18 protein-coding genes are annotated in these 16646 nt (G+C 41.0%); 17 read left to right on the top strand and 1 reads right to left on the bottom strand.

Features of this window, described 5'->3' with window-relative positions:
* Nucleotides 1–97: 97 nt before the first annotated feature.
* From smc to ylqF, 13 genes are all read left to right on the top strand, one after another.
* Nucleotides 98–3661, top strand: a complete 3564-nt coding sequence (gene smc / locus PQ477_RS20300; protein WP_274272768.1) for a chromosome segregation protein SMC — start codon at nt 98–100, stop codon at nt 3659–3661.
* A gap of 8 nt (nt 3662–3669) precedes the next feature.
* The gene (ftsY, locus tag PQ477_RS20295) at nt 3670–4656 is read left to right on the top strand and encodes a signal recognition particle-docking protein FtsY (RefSeq protein WP_144559186.1); all 987 of its coding nucleotides are present in this window, start codon (nt 3670–3672) and stop codon (nt 4654–4656) included.
* A gap of 93 nt (nt 4657–4749) precedes the next feature.
* On the top strand, nt 4750–5079 hold the full coding sequence (locus tag PQ477_RS20290; protein WP_144559185.1) for a putative DNA-binding protein: 330 nt from the start codon (nt 4750–4752) through the stop codon (nt 5077–5079).
* Between the two features lie 19 nt (nt 5080–5098).
* A complete protein-coding gene (ffh, locus tag PQ477_RS20285) occupies nt 5099–6454 on the top strand; it encodes a signal recognition particle protein (protein ID WP_144559184.1) in 1356 nt (451 codons plus the stop codon).
* Nucleotides 6455–6544: 90 nt separating this feature from the next.
* Nucleotides 6545–6817, top strand: a complete 273-nt coding sequence (gene rpsP, locus PQ477_RS20280; protein ID WP_035396932.1) for a 30S ribosomal protein S16 — start codon at nt 6545–6547, stop codon at nt 6815–6817.
* 24 nt (nt 6818–6841) lie between these two features.
* Nucleotides 6842–7069 carry a KH domain-containing protein gene (locus PQ477_RS20275; RefSeq protein WP_035396933.1) on the top strand — a complete coding sequence of 76 codons (228 nt, stop codon included), beginning with the start codon at nt 6842–6844 and terminating at the stop codon, nt 7067–7069.
* A 48-nt stretch (nt 7070–7117) separates the two neighbouring features.
* Nucleotides 7118–7528: a YlqD family protein gene (locus PQ477_RS20270; RefSeq protein ID WP_035396934.1), complete on the top strand. Its 411-nt coding sequence runs from the start codon at nt 7118–7120 to the stop codon at nt 7526–7528.
* Nucleotides 7525–8046, top strand: a complete 522-nt coding sequence (gene rimM, locus PQ477_RS20265) for a ribosome maturation factor RimM (protein WP_035396935.1) — start codon at nt 7525–7527, stop codon at nt 8044–8046. Before PQ477_RS20270 ends, rimM begins: the two co-directional genes overlap by 4 nt.
* Nucleotides 8043–8783 (top strand): tRNA (guanosine(37)-N1)-methyltransferase TrmD, encoded by a 741-nt coding sequence (gene trmD, locus PQ477_RS20260; RefSeq protein WP_035396936.1) that lies wholly within the window; start codon nt 8043–8045, stop codon nt 8781–8783. Before rimM ends, trmD begins: the two co-directional genes overlap by 4 nt.
* A gap of 17 nt (nt 8784–8800) precedes the next feature.
* On the top strand, nt 8801–10630 hold the full coding sequence (locus tag PQ477_RS20255; RefSeq protein WP_274272767.1) for an arginine--tRNA ligase: 1830 nt from the start codon (nt 8801–8803) through the stop codon (nt 10628–10630).
* A 131-nt stretch (nt 10631–10761) separates the two neighbouring features.
* Entirely contained in the window at nt 10762–11109 is a 348-nt protein-coding gene (gene rplS, locus PQ477_RS20250; RefSeq protein ID WP_035396938.1) for a 50S ribosomal protein L19, read from the top strand.
* Nucleotides 11110–11335: 226 nt separating this feature from the next.
* Entirely contained in the window at nt 11336–11887 is a 552-nt protein-coding gene (gene lepB, locus PQ477_RS20245) for a signal peptidase I (RefSeq protein ID WP_035396941.1), read from the top strand.
* Nucleotides 11888–11902: 15 nt separating this feature from the next.
* Nucleotides 11903–12766 (top strand): ribosome biogenesis GTPase YlqF, encoded by an 864-nt coding sequence (ylqF, locus tag PQ477_RS20240; RefSeq protein WP_035396943.1) that lies wholly within the window; start codon nt 11903–11905, stop codon nt 12764–12766.
* Nucleotides 12767–12826: 60 nt separating this feature from the next.
* Here ylqF and PQ477_RS20235 read toward each other — a convergent pair whose 3' ends face one another.
* Nucleotides 12827–13582: a sulfite exporter TauE/SafE family protein gene (locus tag PQ477_RS20235; protein WP_144559181.1), complete on the bottom strand. Its 756-nt coding sequence runs from the start codon at nt 13580–13582 to the stop codon at nt 12827–12829.
* A gap of 76 nt (nt 13583–13658) precedes the next feature.
* On the opposite strand from PQ477_RS20235, the gene rnhB reads away from it, so the two are divergent.
* The 4 genes from rnhB to sucC all read left to right on the top strand — a co-directional run bounded on the left by rnhB (nt 13659) and on the right by sucC (nt 16644).
* Nucleotides 13659–14444 (top strand): ribonuclease HII, encoded by a 786-nt coding sequence (rnhB, locus tag PQ477_RS20230; protein ID WP_035396947.1) that lies wholly within the window; start codon nt 13659–13661, stop codon nt 14442–14444.
* Nucleotides 14445–15119 carry a hypothetical protein gene (locus tag PQ477_RS20225; RefSeq protein WP_274272766.1) on the top strand — a complete coding sequence of 225 codons (675 nt, stop codon included), beginning with the start codon at nt 14445–14447 and terminating at the stop codon, nt 15117–15119. It begins immediately after the preceding gene.
* 60 nt (nt 15120–15179) lie between these two features.
* Nucleotides 15180–15347 (top strand): hypothetical protein, encoded by a 168-nt coding sequence (locus PQ477_RS20220; RefSeq protein WP_158332032.1) that lies wholly within the window; start codon nt 15180–15182, stop codon nt 15345–15347.
* A gap of 136 nt (nt 15348–15483) precedes the next feature.
* Nucleotides 15484–16644 carry an ADP-forming succinate--CoA ligase subunit beta gene (gene sucC, locus PQ477_RS20215; RefSeq protein WP_274272765.1) on the top strand — a complete coding sequence of 387 codons (1161 nt, stop codon included), beginning with the start codon at nt 15484–15486 and terminating at the stop codon, nt 16642–16644.
* Nucleotides 16645–16646: the final 2 nt, after the last annotated feature.

Genomic DNA, 16646 nt, shown 5'->3' with positions numbered 1-16646 from the left:
TGGTTTTCTGGATTACGAGAGGTTCTTTATGTGATAAAATAGGGTGGTTCATTGTGAATCAAACAAGTTAGTATTGAGTAAGAAAGCAGGGAAGTTTATGTTCCTTAAACGGATAGAAGTCAAAGGATTTAAATCTTTTGGCGAGCCTATACAAGTTGATTTTGACCAAGGCGTAACGGCCGTTGTCGGACCAAACGGAAGTGGAAAAAGTAATATTTCCGATGGGATTCGCTGGGTATTAGGCGAGCAAAGCGCACGATCGCTGCGTGGAGCGAAAATGGAAGATGTTATTTTTGCAGGGAGCGACACACGAAAAGCAGTGAATGTGGCGGAAGTATCTCTTATATTAGATAACGAAGACGAGCATTTAGCAATTGATTATAGTGAAGTGCGAGTGACTCGCAGACTATACCGGTCTGGAGATAGTGAATATTTATTAAATGGAACAATCTGTCGCTTAAAAGATGTCACCGATTTATTTCTTGACTCTGGGTTAGGACGAGAAGCCTATTCCATTATCGGTCAAGGGAAGATTGAAGAAATATTAAGTAGTAAAGCAGAGCAGCGACGGTTGATTTTTGAAGAAGCTGCAGGTGTATTAAAGTATAAAACCCGGAAGCAAACAGCAGAAAAGCGGTTAAATCAAACCGAAGAAAATTTGCATCGTGTAAACGATATTTTAAATGAATTAGAAGATCAGGTTGAGCCTCTTCGGGAACAGGCGGCATTAGCAAAAGAATTTACACGCCTTAAAGAAGAGCAAGAAAACCTTGATATAGCCGTCACAACGGAAGAAATTTCTCATTTACATACAGAGTGGGAGAGTCAAACAGCAGAACTAAAAAAACTAAAAGCTATGATTGGAGAACAACGCCAACAGCTTGCAATAAACGAAGACGAATTAGATTCGATTCGACAAAAACAACGCTTGAGCCGAGAGAAAAGTTCGACCATTCAGCAACGCTACCTTCAAGTTAGTGAAGAACTTGAAAAGAATGAAGGCCGTAAAGGCATTTTAGAAGAGAAACAACGAAGCAAACAAAAGGATGAACAACAGAGCAAGCAGTTACTCATTCAAAAAAAAGCTGAACAAGAACAGTTGGCTAAAAAGAAAGACGTTCTTGAAAAAACTTACCAATCGTTAAAGGATAAGAGTAAAGAAATTGATTCTGCCTACCAAAAGATTGAACAATCCCTTTCTCAATCAAAAGAAACCATTGCTGCAGATATTGAAGACGCAAAAGGGGATTATATTGAATGGTTAAATGAACAGGCCTCCTTACGAAATGAACGCCGCTATTTAAAGGAACAAGTGGAGCAAAGACAGCGTTTCTCAACTAAAAGTGAAAGCGAATTGGCGACGGTAAAACAGTTTCTTGAATTAGGCGAACAAGGGTTATCTCTTGAGAAAAACGAGCTGGAGTCAACAAAACAGCAGCTAGATGAACAAAAAAATGCGTTACGCACGCTTCTAGCATCAGAAGAAGAAGCAAAGGAAGCGTTATTTAAAAAAGAAACAAAGCTCTACGAAGCGTACAAATTGATGCAAAAAGTAGATGGACGAAGAGAAGCGTTGCAAGAAATGGAAGACGACTTTTCTGGATTTTTCCACGGTGTAAAAGAAGTCTTAAAACAGAGAGAGCACCTAACAGGTGTTATTGGTGCTGTCGCAGAATTAATTCATGTACCACAAAAAGTTGAAAAAGCGATTGACATTGCTTTAGGTGGACAAGCGCAGCACGTCATAGTTGAGACGGACCAAGCCGCTCGTGCCGCGATTGGCTATTTAAAAGAAAAGCGTGCTGGCCGAGCCACATTCCTTCCTGTTAGCACGATTAAGCCACGTACAATGCCTGAGGCAGTAGCCAATGGTTTAAAAGGTCAACCGGGATTTGTTCGTTTGGCATCTGAAGCTGTTCATGTTGATGATTCCTATCGTCCCATCGTTGAATCTTTGCTCGGCACAACCATTATTGTAGAAGAGTTAACGTCTGCAAACCGTATCGCTAAGCAATTGGGCCACCGTTATCGAATCGTCACATTGGATGGAGATGTGGTGAATCCTGGTGGTTCGATGACAGGTGGGAGTGTTAAACAAAATCAATCTTCTTTGTTGAGTCGAAAACGTGAAAAAGAAGAACTGGATGGAAAGAAAAAACAGCTCGATCAGGCGATTGAATCCCTTGAAAAACAAGTAACAGATTTAAAAACAGCTCGTGTTGAAAAACAACAGAACATTCAACAGCTGCAAAAAGAAGAACTAGCCTTAACAACGGAGTACGAACGAGTACGAGAACGCTACCAGAACAAAGAGCTAGAAGTGACTCAATCGAAGCGAGAGTATGAGCGTCTAGAACGATTGAAAGCAAGTGAAAAGCAAGAAGGCGATGCAACGAAACATCGTCTGAAGGAAATTGAGGTAGGCGAACAGCGAGCTGCTGCCGAAGCAGAAAAATTAGAAAAGCGTATTGAAGAGCTCCAGCTTCAGCTTGATCATGAACAACTGGCAAAAGAAAAAGGTCAAGCGGAATTAACGGAGTTAAAGGTAGCACGTGCTGAAATCAGACAACAATTAACGTATCACCAGACACAATTAGCAGAGACGACTAAACAGTTTGATGAAGTGAAGCGGGTTCTAGCAATAGAAACAGAAAATTATCAACTGCTGCATTCTACTTCAGGGGAACAGACGATGACGAAAGAATCGTTAACAACCTTAATTGCTGATGCAAACGCTGAAAAAGAGATACTCTCTCAGCAACTTCATTCACTACAAGAAGAAGAGCGACTCTATAACGAACAGTATGAACGATTAGGGTTAGAAAATAAGCGAAATCAAGAAGAACTTGAAACCGTCTTATCGAAAAGCCAGGCATTAGAAGTCCGTGTGAACCGACTCGATGTCGATTTAGATTATCGCTTAAATCGTTTGCGAGAAGAGTATGAGCTGTCTTATGAAGGTGCAAAACAACAGTATCCGTTAGCAGAACCATTGGACGATTCTAGAAAACAATTAGCTTTACTAAGGCGCTCCATTGAAGAGCTCGGAGTTATTAATTTAGGTGCGATTGATGAGTATGATCGAATTAATGGACGCTATCAATTTTTAACGGCTCAAAAAACAGATCTTCTTGATGCGCGTCAATCTCTTGACCAAGCAATTGACGAAATGGATGAGGAAATGAGCAAGCGGTTTATGGCCACTTTTGTAAGTATTCGTACGCATTTCCAAGAAGTGTTCGTGAAATTATTTGGTGGCGGGGACGCAGACTTGGTTTTAACAGACCCAAGTGCACCGTTAACAACGGGGATCGATATTGTTGCACGACCTCCTGGGAAGAAAAAGCAGCAGCTCGGCTTGCTTTCAGGTGGAGAGCGGGCATTAACCGCAATTGCTTTGTTGTTTGCAATCTTGCAAGTTCGTCCAGTTCCATTCTGTGTTCTTGACGAAGTAGAAGCAGCTTTAGACGAAGCGAATGTCAGCCGTTTTGCTCAGTATTTACGGGAGTTTTCGACTCGAACTCAATTTATCGTCGTCACGCACCGTAAGGGCACAATGGAAGGCGCGGATGTATTATATGGGGTAACGATGGAAGAATCAGGCGTTTCGAGAATCGTCTCTGTTCGACTAGAGGAATCAAAACAATTACTAGAGAGTTAGGTGAGCCAATGAGTTTCTTTAAAAAATTAAAAGAGAAAATGACACAACAAACCACCGATGTAACAGATAAGTTTAAGACAGGGCTTGAAAAAACAAGAACAAATTTTTCAGGAAAAATGAATGAGCTCGTTGCTCGCTATCGTAAAGTGGATGAAGATTTTTTTGAAGAGCTTGAAGAACTTCTCATTAGTGCTGATGTCGGTGTATCCAATGTGATGGAATTGGTTGACGAGCTTAAAGAGGAAGTAAAGCTTCGCAACATTAAAGATACCGCTGATATCCAGCCGGTTATCTCGGAGAAGTTAGCTGGATTGCTTGAAAAAGATGGCGATGATACGACCTTAAACATACAGGAGCAAGAATTAACGGTTATTCTTGTTGTTGGCGTAAATGGTGTCGGTAAAACGACGTCTATTGGAAAGCTTGCTCACTACTTGAAAACGCAAGGGAAATCTGTTGTTCTTGCAGCAGGAGATACGTTTCGTGCTGGTGCGATTGAGCAGCTTGACGTATGGGGGGAACGAGTGGGTGTTCCTGTTATAAAACAGCAAGCAGGCTCTGATCCAGCGGCGGTGATGTATGATGCTGTAGCAGCGGCAAAGTCTCGTAAAGCGGACGTACTTATTTGTGATACGGCGGGACGATTGCAAAATAAAGTAAACTTAATGAATGAGTTAGCAAAAGTAAAGCGAGTTATTGAGCGAGAAGTACCTGGCGCTCCTCACGAAGTATTGCTCGCACTTGATGCCACTACAGGGCAAAATGCCTTAGCGCAGGCGAAAGCATTTGGACAAGCAACAGATGTTACCGGGCTAGTATTAACGAAGCTTGATGGAACAGCAAAAGGTGGAATTGTTATTGCGGTAAGACAAGAGCTTGATATACCTGTGAAGTTTATTGGTTTAGGAGAGCAAAAAGATGATCTACAACCGTTTAACGCAGAGCAATTTGTATATGGTTTATTTAAAGATATGATTGAAACAAAAGAGGCATAAAAAATGTTGTTAAGATAAAATCTTGACAGTAGAAGCTTGATGTAGTAACATGTTTAAACGTAAAGGGAATTGACTTAACAAGGAGATTTGACCATGCTCGATAAAACGTTACGCATGAACTACTTGTTTGATTTTTATCAGCCCTTATTAACGGAGAAACAGCAAAACTATATGACCCGTTACTATTTAGATGACTATTCGCTTGGTGAAATTGCGGATGAATACGAAGTAAGTCGCCAAGCGGTCTACGATAACATTCGACGAACAGAAACAATGCTTGAAGATTACGAAGCAAAGCTTGGTCTGCTAGAGAAGTTTGAAGCCCGTCGCTCTATTTTTGCTCAGTTGCGAGATTATGCAAAAAAAGACGATCGTGGCCAACTGTTGAATGAACTGACGGATCAATTAGAGAAACTTGATTAGGACGTAGGAGGCGATTTGATTGGCTTTTGAAGGACTCGCCGCACGCCTGCAAGATACGTTAACCAAAATCCGCGGAAAAGGGAAAGTAAGTGAACAAGACGTTAAAGATATGATGCGTGAAGTTCGCCTCGCCCTTCTTGAAGCAGATGTTAACTTCAAAGTCGTGAAGCAGTTTATTGCGAGTGTAAAAGAAAAGGCGCTAGGACAAGAGGTCATGAAAAGTCTGACGCCAGGTCAACAAGTGATAAAAGTCGTTAATGAAGAGTTAACAGCGCTAATGGGCTCTGAACAAAGTAAGATTGCTGTAGCGCCTAAGGCCCCAACGATTGTCATGATGGTTGGCTTGCAAGGGGCTGGTAAAACAACAACCACTGCAAAGCTTGCGAATCATTTGCGTAAAAACCATAATCGAAAGCCTCTCTTAGTGGCCTGTGATATTTATCGTCCAGCTGCCATTAAACAGCTCGAAACCCTTGGTAAACAGCTTGATATGCCTGTGTTTTCTCTAGGCGATCAAGTAAGTCCAGTTGAAATTGCAAAACAAGCGGTTCAAAAGGCGAAAGAAGAGCATCATGATTATGTTATCCTTGATACGGCAGGTCGTCTACACATTGATGAAACGTTAATGAAAGAGCTCACCGATATTAAGGAAATGGTTAAGCCAGATGAAATCTTGCTTGTCGTTGACTCAATGACCGGTCAAGATGCTGTGAACGTTGCAGAAAGTTTTAACGAACAGCTTGATGTCACCGGGGCAGTGTTAACAAAGCTCGATGGCGATACTCGTGGTGGGGCTGCCATTTCAATTAAAGCTGTGACAAACACACCGATTAAGTTTGCTGGTATGGGTGAAAAGATTGATCAGCTTGAGCCGTTTCATCCTGAACGTATGGCGTCTCGAATTCTTGGGATGGGTGATGTACTCTCTTTAATTGAAAAGGCGCAAACAAATGTAGATGAAGAGAAAGCAAAAGAGCTTGAAAAGAAATTGCGGACGATGGATTTTACATTTGATGATTTTCTAGAGCAACTCGAGCAAGTTAAAAGCATGGGTCCTTTAGAAGATTTACTTGGCATGATGCCTGGAATGAACAAAAAAGGTATGAAAGACTTAAAGGTTGATGAACATCAGCTCGTTCGAGTGGAAGCGATTGTGAAGTCAATGACGCCTCTCGAAAAACGTGATCCCGCTGTCATAAACGGAAGTCGTCGGAAGCGAATTGCAAAAGGAAGCGGTACAACCATTCAAGATGTGAATCGTTTGCTAAAGCAGTTTGAAGATATGAAGAAGATGATGAAGCAAATGACAGGGATGCAGGCAGGTAAAGGAAAGAAACGCGGCAAAGGTCTTGGTGGGTTTAAACTCCCATTTTAAATCTTAATGATTTAAAAAAACCTTGTCCGAACGTATCATTAATGATATGATTAAAAATTGTGTTTAATATTATTTGGAGGTGTACAGCTAATGGCTGTTAAAATTCGATTAAAACGTATGGGATCTAAAAAAGCCCCATTTTACCGTGTAGTAGTTGCAGATTCTCGTTTCCCACGTGATGGACGATTCATTGAAGAGATTGGAACATACAACCCAATCGCTCAACCAGCACAAGTGAACATTAAAGAGGACAAAGCACTTGAGTGGATGTTAAAAGGTGCAAAACCTTCTGATACCGTTCGTAACTTGTTCTCAAATGCGGGTCTTATGGAGAAGCTTCACAACGAAAAGAACGCAAAATAATCACTCCCGAGGAGGATCAAATGGATGAAAGCTTTGGTTGAACATATTGCGAAATCATTAGTGGATTACCCTGATGCTGTGCAAGTCGAAGAAGCCCATGAGGAAAGAACAACCGTCTTGCGTCTTTCTGTACATCCAGATGATATGGGAAAAGTGATTGGAAAGCAAGGAAGAACAGCGAAGGCGATTCGTTCAGTGCTTTATGCTGCGAACAAACAACATGAGCGTGTGCGACTCGATATTGCTGACTGAAAAGGGAGAGGGAAACCTCACCCTTTTTTTGCATAGGAGGAATGTGTGATGAAATGCATTCGAAAAGCGTCTGTTAAGCATGTATTAACGTCGACGAAACGAGCTGAACTGTCCCGATCATTTGAAGAAGAAAAGGTGCAGCTAGATCGTGAGATAAAACAACTAGAATTTCAATATCATCATGCGCAAAAGAAAACATCCTCGCAAATGGGTCCTTCATTAAAAGAAAAATTCGATCATGAAATTAACAGGCGTCAAGAAAAACAACAATCGATTCAGTTTAAATTGGACCAGCTTAATCATTTGGCAGAAGGAAGTGAGTTGTTCTTTGAAATGGCAGACGTGCTCATTGATGTCGAAATTGGTGCAAAGTGGGTTTCTGCTGAAAATGAGCTTACGATTGTTATTAAAGATGGTGTTGTTCATGAGATTAGAGAAAGTGAGAACAGAGACACATGACAAACTGGTTTAATGTAGGAAGATTAGTAAACACACATGGCGTTCGTGGAGAAGTGCGTGTGCTATCGAATACAGATTTTGGTGAAGAGCGGTTTGCAGTTGGTTCCCAGTTGAAGATTGCATCTTCACCGGATGAACGAGGCACTATGATTAGCGTAAAAAGCCATCGTAAACATAAAAATTTTGACTTATTAACATTCGAAGGCTATACGAACATAAATGAAGTGGAAGTGTTTAAAGGAAACTATTTATACGTTTCTGAACAACAATTAAGCGAGCTTGGAGAACACGAGTTTTATTACCATGAAATTATTGGTTGTCAAGCTGTTGATGAAGACGGTCATTCTTTAGGGGTCATTAAAGATATTATTGAAACAGGCGCTAATGACGTCTGGGTTGTAGAACGAAAAGGCAAGAAAGACTTATTGCTTCCTTATATTGAAGACGTCATTAAAGAAGTGAACATAGACGAAGGCACAGTCAAGGTGCACCTACTTGAAGGACTGGATGATGCATGAAAATAGATATTTTAACACTATTTCCAGAAATGTTTACAGGTGTGTTTGGGTCATCTATATTAAAACAAGCTCAGGAAAAAGGACTCGTTACGTTTCAAGCAATTGATTTCCGCGAATTTACAACGAATAAACATCGAAAAGTGGACGATTATCCATATGGCGGTGGTGCAGGCATGGTGCTAACCCCTCAACCAATTTTTGATGCAGTAGATCATGTGACTGAACAAGGCGGGAAAAAGCCAAGAATTGTACTCCTATGTCCTCAAGGGGAACGTTTTACACAAGCAAAAGCAGAAGAATTTTCTCAAGAAGACCATATCGTCTTCCTTTGTGGACATTATGAAGGTTTTGATGAGCGGGTGCGAGAGTCACTTGTTACAGATGAAATTTCAATTGGTGATTTTGTTCTTACTGGTGGTGAACTCGCAGCAATGGTTCTTGCTGACAGTATTACACGTCTTCTTCCAGGTGTGCTTGGTAATGAAGATTCTGCGGTAACCGATTCTTATTCTACTGGGCTGTTAGAACACCCTCATTATACAAGGCCAGCTACATTTCGAGGTCTAACCGTTCCGGATGTTTTGCGCTCTGGCCATCATGAAAATATTGAGAAGTGGCGAAGAGAAGAATCGTTGCGCCGAACGTTCAAGCGACGTCCGGATTTATTAAATGGGTATGCACTAACAAAAGAAGAGGCAGCATTTATTGAACAGTTAAAGAGCGAAACGAAACAATAAAACAAAGGAGTAATAGAATGGAAATCGGCCAAATTCTTCAACAAACCATTAAAGACATTGTGAAAACGTACGATTGCGATGTGCAGGTGGAAATTGAGCAGCCAGCACAGCTTGCTCATGGTGACTACGCAACGAATATTGCGATGAAACTTGCGCGGGTTGCGAAGAAAAATCCATATGATATTGCGCTTGATCTAAAAGAGAAGCTTGTAGAAACAAAGTTGCCGGTTAAACAAATAGATGTTGTTCGACCGGGGTTTATTAACTTCTTTATAGCTTGGGATAAGGTCGCTTTCTTTGCATCAACGGACAAACAGGTGGATAAACAAAAAGTTGTCATTGAGCATACATCCATTAATCCAAATAAATCAGCACATATTGGCCATTTACGAAACGCATGTATTGGTGATACGCTAGCACGAATGATGAAACAGGATCATCATGAAGTGGAAACGCATAACTATATCGATGACCTCGGTAACCAGCTGGCAGATACCCTTACGGCACTTCTTCATACGGAGTCTGATAAACCGGCAACCCGCTTTGGTGACTATTGTTGGGATGTTTATTCGTCTTTAAATCAGATGTACGATAAAGGTGAGTTATCTACAGATAAGCGTGATAATGTATTACATAAGCTTGAAGAAGGTAATAACAGTATCTCTTGGCTTGGTTACGCAGTTGCAGATAAGTTGTCTGCCGAGCACGTCGAAGAAATGGGACAGTTTGATATTACTTACGATTTGTTAGTGTGGGAGCGAGACATCATTGCGAATGGATTCTGGGATCGGGCATTTGAAAAATTAAAAACAACTGAGGTGTTTTTTAAACAAGAACACGGTCCTCAAGCTGGCTGCTGGGTCATTCGCACGAATGATAAGCAAGAGGCAAATGAAGAGTCTGCTGAACATCAAGCAGACAAAGTATTGATCCGGTCTAATGGTGTGTTAACGTATACGGCAAAAGATATTGCTTACCACATGTGGAAATTTGGTTTACTAGAAAATGACTTTTTGTACAAGCAAAAAACAGAGACTCTTTGGACAACCAGTGCAGTAGGGCAACCACAACCGTTTGGGCGAGGAAACGCAGTCATTAATGTCATTGATTATCGTCAAGAATATCCTCAGAAAGTTGTGAAGCAAGCCCTTCACGCTGCTGGCTACGAGACGGAAGCTGCTCAATTAAAGCACGTTTCCTACGGCGTCGTATCCCTTAGTAAAAATACGGCATCTAAGCTTGGTTTAGAAACGGTAGAAGGGAAAGAAGTGTATGCGATGTCTGGTCGTAAAGGAATTGGCATCAAAATCAGTGAGTTAATTGTGGAAATGAAAGAAGCCATACGCGTGCAAAGCCCAGAGGCAAATGAGCAAACGATTCAAGCACTGACATTTGCCGCAATTCGTTACAATATGTTGCGCTATAACACAACATCGGATATTATTTTTGATTTAGACGAGGCTACACAAGTAACAGGTAACACAGGAATCTATTTAATTTACACGTATGCACGGGCAAATAGCATTTTGCAAAAAGCTCAAGCAGCCGACTTAACTTCAACAGAAGGGTCATTTGCCGAAGCGGAAGACGCTGAACGAGCGATTCTCAAACATGTGTCTGGCTGGAATGGTACATTTGAACGCTCGATTAGTGAATTAGAGCCGAATTTGCTTTGTACATTTGCATTTGAATTAGCAAGTTTATACAATCGTTTCTATGCGCTTTGTCCTGTTATTAAAGCGACACCTGACGAGCAAAAGAGACGGTTAAAACTAACAGAGCTCGTCAAGCAGCAATTAGAAGTTGTCTTTTCAATTTTAGGGCTACCGAAGCTTGAAAGAATTTAATTGGTTGGTTGTCTAAGGCAATGGTTTATGCTATGATAATAGTTGTGACTAATGAGCATTCATTAGCGAGATTACGATATTCCGCTGCTTAAGTAAGCAAGAATGTCTGTAGGGAAGGAGGGAACGATACGATGAGCAACCTTATTAAAGAAATCACTACAGAGCAGTTGCGTACTGATCATCCTGATTTTCGTCCAGGGGATACTCTTTCAATTCACGTAAAAGTTGTTGAGGGTACTCGTGAGCGTATTCAGTTATTTGAAGGTGTTGTCATTAAGCGTCGTGGATCTGGTATCAGCGAAACGTTTATTGCACGCAAAATCTCTTACGGTGTAGGTGTTGAACGTACATTCCCATTACATTCACCAAAGATCGAAAAGATCGAAGTGAAGCGTCAAGGACGCGTACGTCGTGCGAAACTTTATTACCTACGTAGCCTACGTGGTAAAAAAGCACGTATTAAAGAAATCCGTCGTTAATGTACCATCTGTGGTTGTAGTCTATATGACCACTAAAGAAGAGGCGTTCCTCGATATGAGGGGCGCTTCTTTTTGCGTCCAATGAGACGTCTATTTTCTCAGGGAAACGTACGACATGAAGAAATAAAGGGACTGTCTGCTACGCTTATAAAAGGAAAAACCCTTTTCAATATTCGATGCCTGACGGATTAAAACATGGTATGATAGAAGGAAGGGAGGGCACGAGATGAAAAGTCGCGCAAATCTTGTAGAGTGGGCAAAGATCCTCAGCATTGCTTTAATTACAACTGTTCTCGTCCGCATGTTTTTGTTGGCGCCGATTGTGGTAGACGGTCACTCGATGCAGCCAACGCTTGATTCTGGTGACAAAATGATTGTGAATCAAATTGAATATGCATTTTCAAAACCAGAGCGGTTTGATATCATTGTGTTTCATGCCCCTGAAGGAAAAAATTATATTAAACGAGTAATTGGCGTACCAGGTGATGAGTTAGTTTATCGAGAGGATACTTTGTTCATTAACGGAGAGGCTGTAGAAGAACCCTATCTTGAAGGTTTAAAGAAAAGCGTCCAACAAGGTCAACTGTTAACAGGTGATTTTACGTTGGAAGAGATTACAGGTAATACCATCATTCCAGAAGAATCGTATTTTGTTATGGGAGATAATCGACGCTTAAGTAAAGATAGCCGTGCCATCGGACTCGTTTCAAAAGAAGATGTCATTGGAAAAGCAAATGTCATCTTTTACCCTTTTGAAAATATATCAATTGTAGAATAGTAAGTAGGTGTAGAAATGAAAACCATTCAATGGTATCCAGGGCATATGGCGAAAGCACGACGAGAGATCAATGAGAAACTGTCGATGATCGACGTTGTCATTGAGCTCTTAGACGCACGAATTCCAGTGTCTTCGCAAAACCCTGTCATTGATGAGCTTGTCCAGCATAAGCCTCGTCTTATTTTATTAAATAAAACAGATTTAGCAGATCCGAAACAAACAGAACACTGGAAGCATTTTTTTGAACGGCAAGGTCATGCAGTCGTTGAAGTAAACTCCCAAACCGGTCAAGGAGTCAAAAAGATTGTACCAGCGTGCCAAGCACTAGCAAAAGATTTATATAGAAAATGGGAATCAAAAGGAATGAAGCCTAGGGCGCTTCGAGCGGTCATTCTGGGTATTCCTAATGTTGGAAAGTCGACGTTTATTAATCGCCTCGTCAATAAACGGCAAGCAAAAGTAGGCGATCGACCTGGAATTACGAAGCAACAGCAATGGATTAAAGTAGGCACAAGTTTAGATCTACTTGATACCCCAGGAATATTATGGCCGAAATTTGAAGACCAAGAAGTTGGTTTTCGTTTAGCTGCGACTGGCGCTATTAAAGATGAATTGCTTGATTATGGGGACGTGGCGGCGTTCGTTCTGCGCTATTGTCTCGACGTTTATCCTGAACTCATAAAAAAGCGCTATCAGCTTGACGATGATATAGATGGTGAAGATATGGGTAGTCTGTTTGATGAGATTGGTCGTAAACGAGGTTGTATGTTGCGCGGAGGGCTTGTTGATTACGATCGTACGGCAGAACTACTATTAAGAGAGCTTAGAAGCGGCACGATTGGACGAATAACGTTAGAGCGTGTGCCAACGCCTGAATAAGTGAACCGTATAGACCGAGAATGGCGTTATCGCATTCTCGGTTTTGTGCGTAAGAAACGATTAAGTGTACAGTTCGAACAGTAGGCGAATAGCCATTAACAAGATCGTGCAGATAAGAACGATACGAATCCATTTTGTTTGTTTTCCTAAAACGATACGGCTACCTAATAGCGCTCCGGCCATATTACCAGAAGCGAGAACAACCCCTACGAGCCAGTTGACTTGTCCATTAGCTGCATAAATGACAAGAGAGAGTGACACAGATACACCAGCAACAATGATTTTTATAAGCGTTGCTTCAGCGAATGATCTTTTATACAGTAAGATAGCGAGAATCATAATATAAAAGCCGACACCGACTTGAATGAAGCCACTATAAAATCCAATTCCAATCGTTAGTGCACCACCTAAAAACGACATGAAGGGCGTTAGTGTAACAGAGCGATTTACAGCTTTGAGGGGATTCCAAATTAAAAATAAAATGGATGTGACCATAGTAAGAGCCAAAATAAAAACGAATGTACGGTCACTAATCGACAAAGCCGAAAAAGCACCGAAAATAGCGCCAACAGCCGAAGTTAAATAGATCGTTGCATTTTTTCTTAGTTGAAGCGATTGCTTTCGTTTAAAGGTAATAATGGACGTGATGCTTTGAGCGACGATCGCCACTCGGTTTGTTGCGTTTGCTTCTGTTGCAGGTAACCCAATAAAAAGTAGTAATGGTAATGTTAATAAAGAACCTCCTGCTGAAACGGTGTTAATGACTCCAGCTATAAAGCCGATAACAATAAGAATAATGACTTCTGATAATGCCATACATATAAACTCCTACTCTATAAATCATGCATTCCTACTATATCATAGATGAAAAGAAAAAAAGGAGAAGAAGAACGTGATTTCAATAACAACCATAAAAAGCCAATTGGCGAACAACGAATTAACGACCGAACAAGTGAATGGACTAAGAGAAGATCATCGAAAAGGTGTACAGGCACTACTGAAACGATACGATGCGGCCCAAATGAGAATGGCTTCTATTGAGCAAATGCATCAAGAAATGAGCATTTATGAGCTTGAATTACGTCAACAAGGGTACCAAGCCATTTGCGGTGTAGATGAAGTAGGGAGAGGACCATTGGCTGGACCCGTTACAGCTGCTGCAGTGATTTTACCAACAGACTTTAAGTTACTCGGTTTAACGGATTCAAAGAAATTATCGAAAGAAAATCGTGAGCAGTATGCAGCATACATAAAAGAGCACGCGGTGGATTATCAAATTGTAAGCATGTCTGCTAAAGAGATTGATGAAACAAATATCTTGATTGCAACAAAACGAGCGATGGTGCAAGCGATTCAACAATTACGTGTTGGAGCAGATTATTTATTACTTGATGCGATTGAGCTTCCAATAGACACTTCCCAACGTTCCCTCATTAAGGGTGATTCAAAAAGTATATCCATTGCAGCGGGTTCGGTACTCGCTAAAGTATGGCGCGATGACTACATGGAACAACTAGCCCACGTTTATCCAGAGTATGGATTTGAGCAACATGCTGGTTACGGGACGAAACAGCATCTAGACGCATTAGAAATGTACGGCATGACAAGGGAACATCGTCGTACGTTTAGACCTGTGCTTGAGCGGGGAAAGTCGCGTATTCACCCGAAGGATCAATAGATGGCAATCGTGTGGAAAACAAATCAACTCGTTTTTGGAGCAATCGTTGCCCTTTACCCACAAAAAAAGAGAGCGAGAATTCGCATTCAGAATCAACAGCTCATTGCCTATACGGATGCAGAGTTAGTAGTAGGAAAAAGCTATTGGTTTCAACTAACAAAGCCTGCCCCAGCTCTGACGCTGCGTCTTCTTCAAACAAAGCCAACGATAGCCGCTGTAGCAGCATATTTCTGTATAAACGAGTGGTTATTAAACGTGTATTACACTAGCCAAAGTCCCATTAGTCATAGCCTTATTCGCGACCTATTCACCTTAAAAAAACAGTTGAACATGACCTCAACCAGCTTTAAAACGATTGTTAATCAATGTGTGAAGGAGTGGAATTTGTCTCTAACAGATGAACACGTTTTATGGATTCATACGATCCAACAGCAAGCGTTAACACCGGAAACGATTGCTCAACAACTAAATCAATTCCCAGAGTGTGCAGACATGATAAAGGGTGGTGCGCTCCGTACTCAACCATCATTAACGACTGTTCAAGCCGCCTATACGTGTTTGAAAAACCATCATTGGGATACGTCGACAGATCACTTTAAAAAGAGTATGTTTGCATACGTCGCTTTAAAGCAACAGCAAATGACTCAAAAAATGTCATTGGACTTTCGAATTTAGTTCAACGTACATAAAAGCCTTCATTTTGACCATATTAAAAAGAAAAATGGAGGCGTGTGTATGTCGAACAAACGGAATCATGAAGAAGAATTTTCAGGGGAATTTGGCCAAATGTTTCCTCAGGTTCAGCAAGAGCAGCAGGCAAAGGGATTTAAGGAATTGTTTGAAAAAGGTGACAAAGACAAGAAAAAAACCGAAAAAAAGAAAAATAATAAAGAAAAGAAATGAAATTGTCGGAATGATAGCGTTTACCCCTCCACAAGCATGAAAAAAAATGCTAAAATAAAAAAGGATTTCGTCTTAGTAACGAAAATTCTCGTACACGAGAGTCGAGTGTATGATATAACAGGAGGCTGGAGAGAGAATGAATATCCATGAGTATCAGGGTAAAGAAATTCTTCGTTCTTACGGAGTTGCCGTTCCAAACGGTAAAGTAGCATTCTCTGTTGACGAAGCAGTAGAAGCGGCAAAGGAACTTGGTTCTTCTGTGTCTGTCGTAAAAGCGCAAATTCATGCAGGCGGACGTGGAAAAGCAGGTGGCGTTAAAGTCGCAAAAAATTTGGAAGACGTTCGTACATATGCGGATGAGATTCTTGGTAAAACACTTGTTACACACCAAACTGGGCCAGCAGGTAAAGAAGTAAAGCGCTTACTCGTTGAAGAAGGTTGCGACATCAAAAATGAGTACTATATTGGACTCGTAGTCGACCGTGCAACATCAAGCGTTGTCCTTATGGCATCTGAAGAAGGTGGAACAGAGATTGAAGAGGTAGCGGAAGCAACACCTGAAAAAATCTTTAAAGAAGTGATTGATCCAGCTGTCGGCTTACAAGGATTTCAAGCAAGACGTGTTGCATTTAACATAAACATACCGAAAGAGCTTGTTGGTCAAGCGGTTAAATTTATGATGGGTCTATACAAAGTGTTTGTTGATAAAGACGCATCCATTGCTGAAATTAACCCTCTAGTTACAACAGGAGATGGCAAAGTAATGGCGCTTGATGCGAAATTCAATTTTGATTCCAATGCGCTTTATCGTCATAAAGATATTGTCGAATTACGTGATTTAGAAGAAGAAGATGTAAAAGAGATTGAAGCTTCTAAACATGACTTAAATTATATTGCATTAGATGGAAATATCGGCTGCATGGTTAATGGAGCTGGTCTCGCTATGGCTACAATGGATATCATTAAGCATTACAATGGTGATCCCGCGAACTTCCTTGACGTTGGGGGCGGTGCGACAGCGGAAAAAGTAACTGAAGCATTTAAGCTCATTTTATCTGATGAAAATGTAAAAGGTATTTTTGTGAACATTTTCGGAGGAATTATGAAATGTGACATTATCGCTGAAGGCGTCATTACAGCTACGAAAGAAGTTGGACTTGAGATTCCATTAGTTGTTCGTTTAGAAGGTACGAACGTGGAGCTTGGAAAACAACTATTAAAAGAGTCAGGCTTAAATATTACAGCTGCTGATTCAATGGCCGATGGCGCACAAAAAATTGTAGCTTTAGTGAAATAGAA

This window comes from Shouchella hunanensis, assembly GCF_028735875.1.
GTDB lineage: Bacteria > Bacillota > Bacilli > Bacillales > Bacillaceae_D > Shouchella > Shouchella hunanensis.
This window is presented reverse-complemented; position numbering and strand designations above follow the sequence as displayed.

Bases quoted from the DNA above. Each gene is read 5' to 3' on its own strand.
- rpsP (WP_035396932.1), top strand. From the start codon at position 6,545: ATGGCTGTTAAAATTCGATTAAAACGTATGGGATCTAAAAAAGCCCCA.
- PQ477_RS20220 (WP_158332032.1), top strand. From the start codon at position 15,180: ATGTCGAACAAACGGAATCATGAAGAAGAATTTTCAGGGGAATTTGGC.
- rplS (WP_035396938.1), top strand. From the start codon at position 10,762: ATGAGCAACCTTATTAAAGAAATCACTACAGAGCAGTTGCGTACTGAT.
- PQ477_RS20255 (WP_274272767.1), top strand. From the start codon at position 8,801: ATGGAAATCGGCCAAATTCTTCAACAAACCATTAAAGACATTGTGAAA.
- lepB (WP_035396941.1), top strand. From the start codon at position 11,336: ATGAAAAGTCGCGCAAATCTTGTAGAGTGGGCAAAGATCCTCAGCATT.
- PQ477_RS20225 (WP_274272766.1), top strand. From the start codon at position 14,445: ATGGCAATCGTGTGGAAAACAAATCAACTCGTTTTTGGAGCAATCGTT.
- PQ477_RS20235 (WP_144559181.1), bottom strand. From the start codon at position 13,582: ATGGCATTATCAGAAGTCATTATTCTTATTGTTATCGGCTTTATAGCT.
- ftsY (WP_144559186.1), top strand. From the start codon at position 3,670: ATGAGTTTCTTTAAAAAATTAAAAGAGAAAATGACACAACAAACCACC.
- rimM (WP_035396935.1), top strand. From the start codon at position 7,525: ATGACAAACTGGTTTAATGTAGGAAGATTAGTAAACACACATGGCGTT.
- PQ477_RS20270 (WP_035396934.1), top strand. From the start codon at position 7,118: ATGAAATGCATTCGAAAAGCGTCTGTTAAGCATGTATTAACGTCGACG.
- sucC (WP_274272765.1), top strand. From the start codon at position 15,484: ATGAATATCCATGAGTATCAGGGTAAAGAAATTCTTCGTTCTTACGGA.
- smc (WP_274272768.1), top strand. From the start codon at position 98: ATGTTCCTTAAACGGATAGAAGTCAAAGGATTTAAATCTTTTGGCGAG.
- PQ477_RS20290 (WP_144559185.1), top strand. From the start codon at position 4,750: ATGCTCGATAAAACGTTACGCATGAACTACTTGTTTGATTTTTATCAG.
- PQ477_RS20275 (WP_035396933.1), top strand. From the start codon at position 6,842: ATGAAAGCTTTGGTTGAACATATTGCGAAATCATTAGTGGATTACCCT.
- trmD (WP_035396936.1), top strand. From the start codon at position 8,043: ATGAAAATAGATATTTTAACACTATTTCCAGAAATGTTTACAGGTGTG.
- ylqF (WP_035396943.1), top strand. From the start codon at position 11,903: ATGAAAACCATTCAATGGTATCCAGGGCATATGGCGAAAGCACGACGA.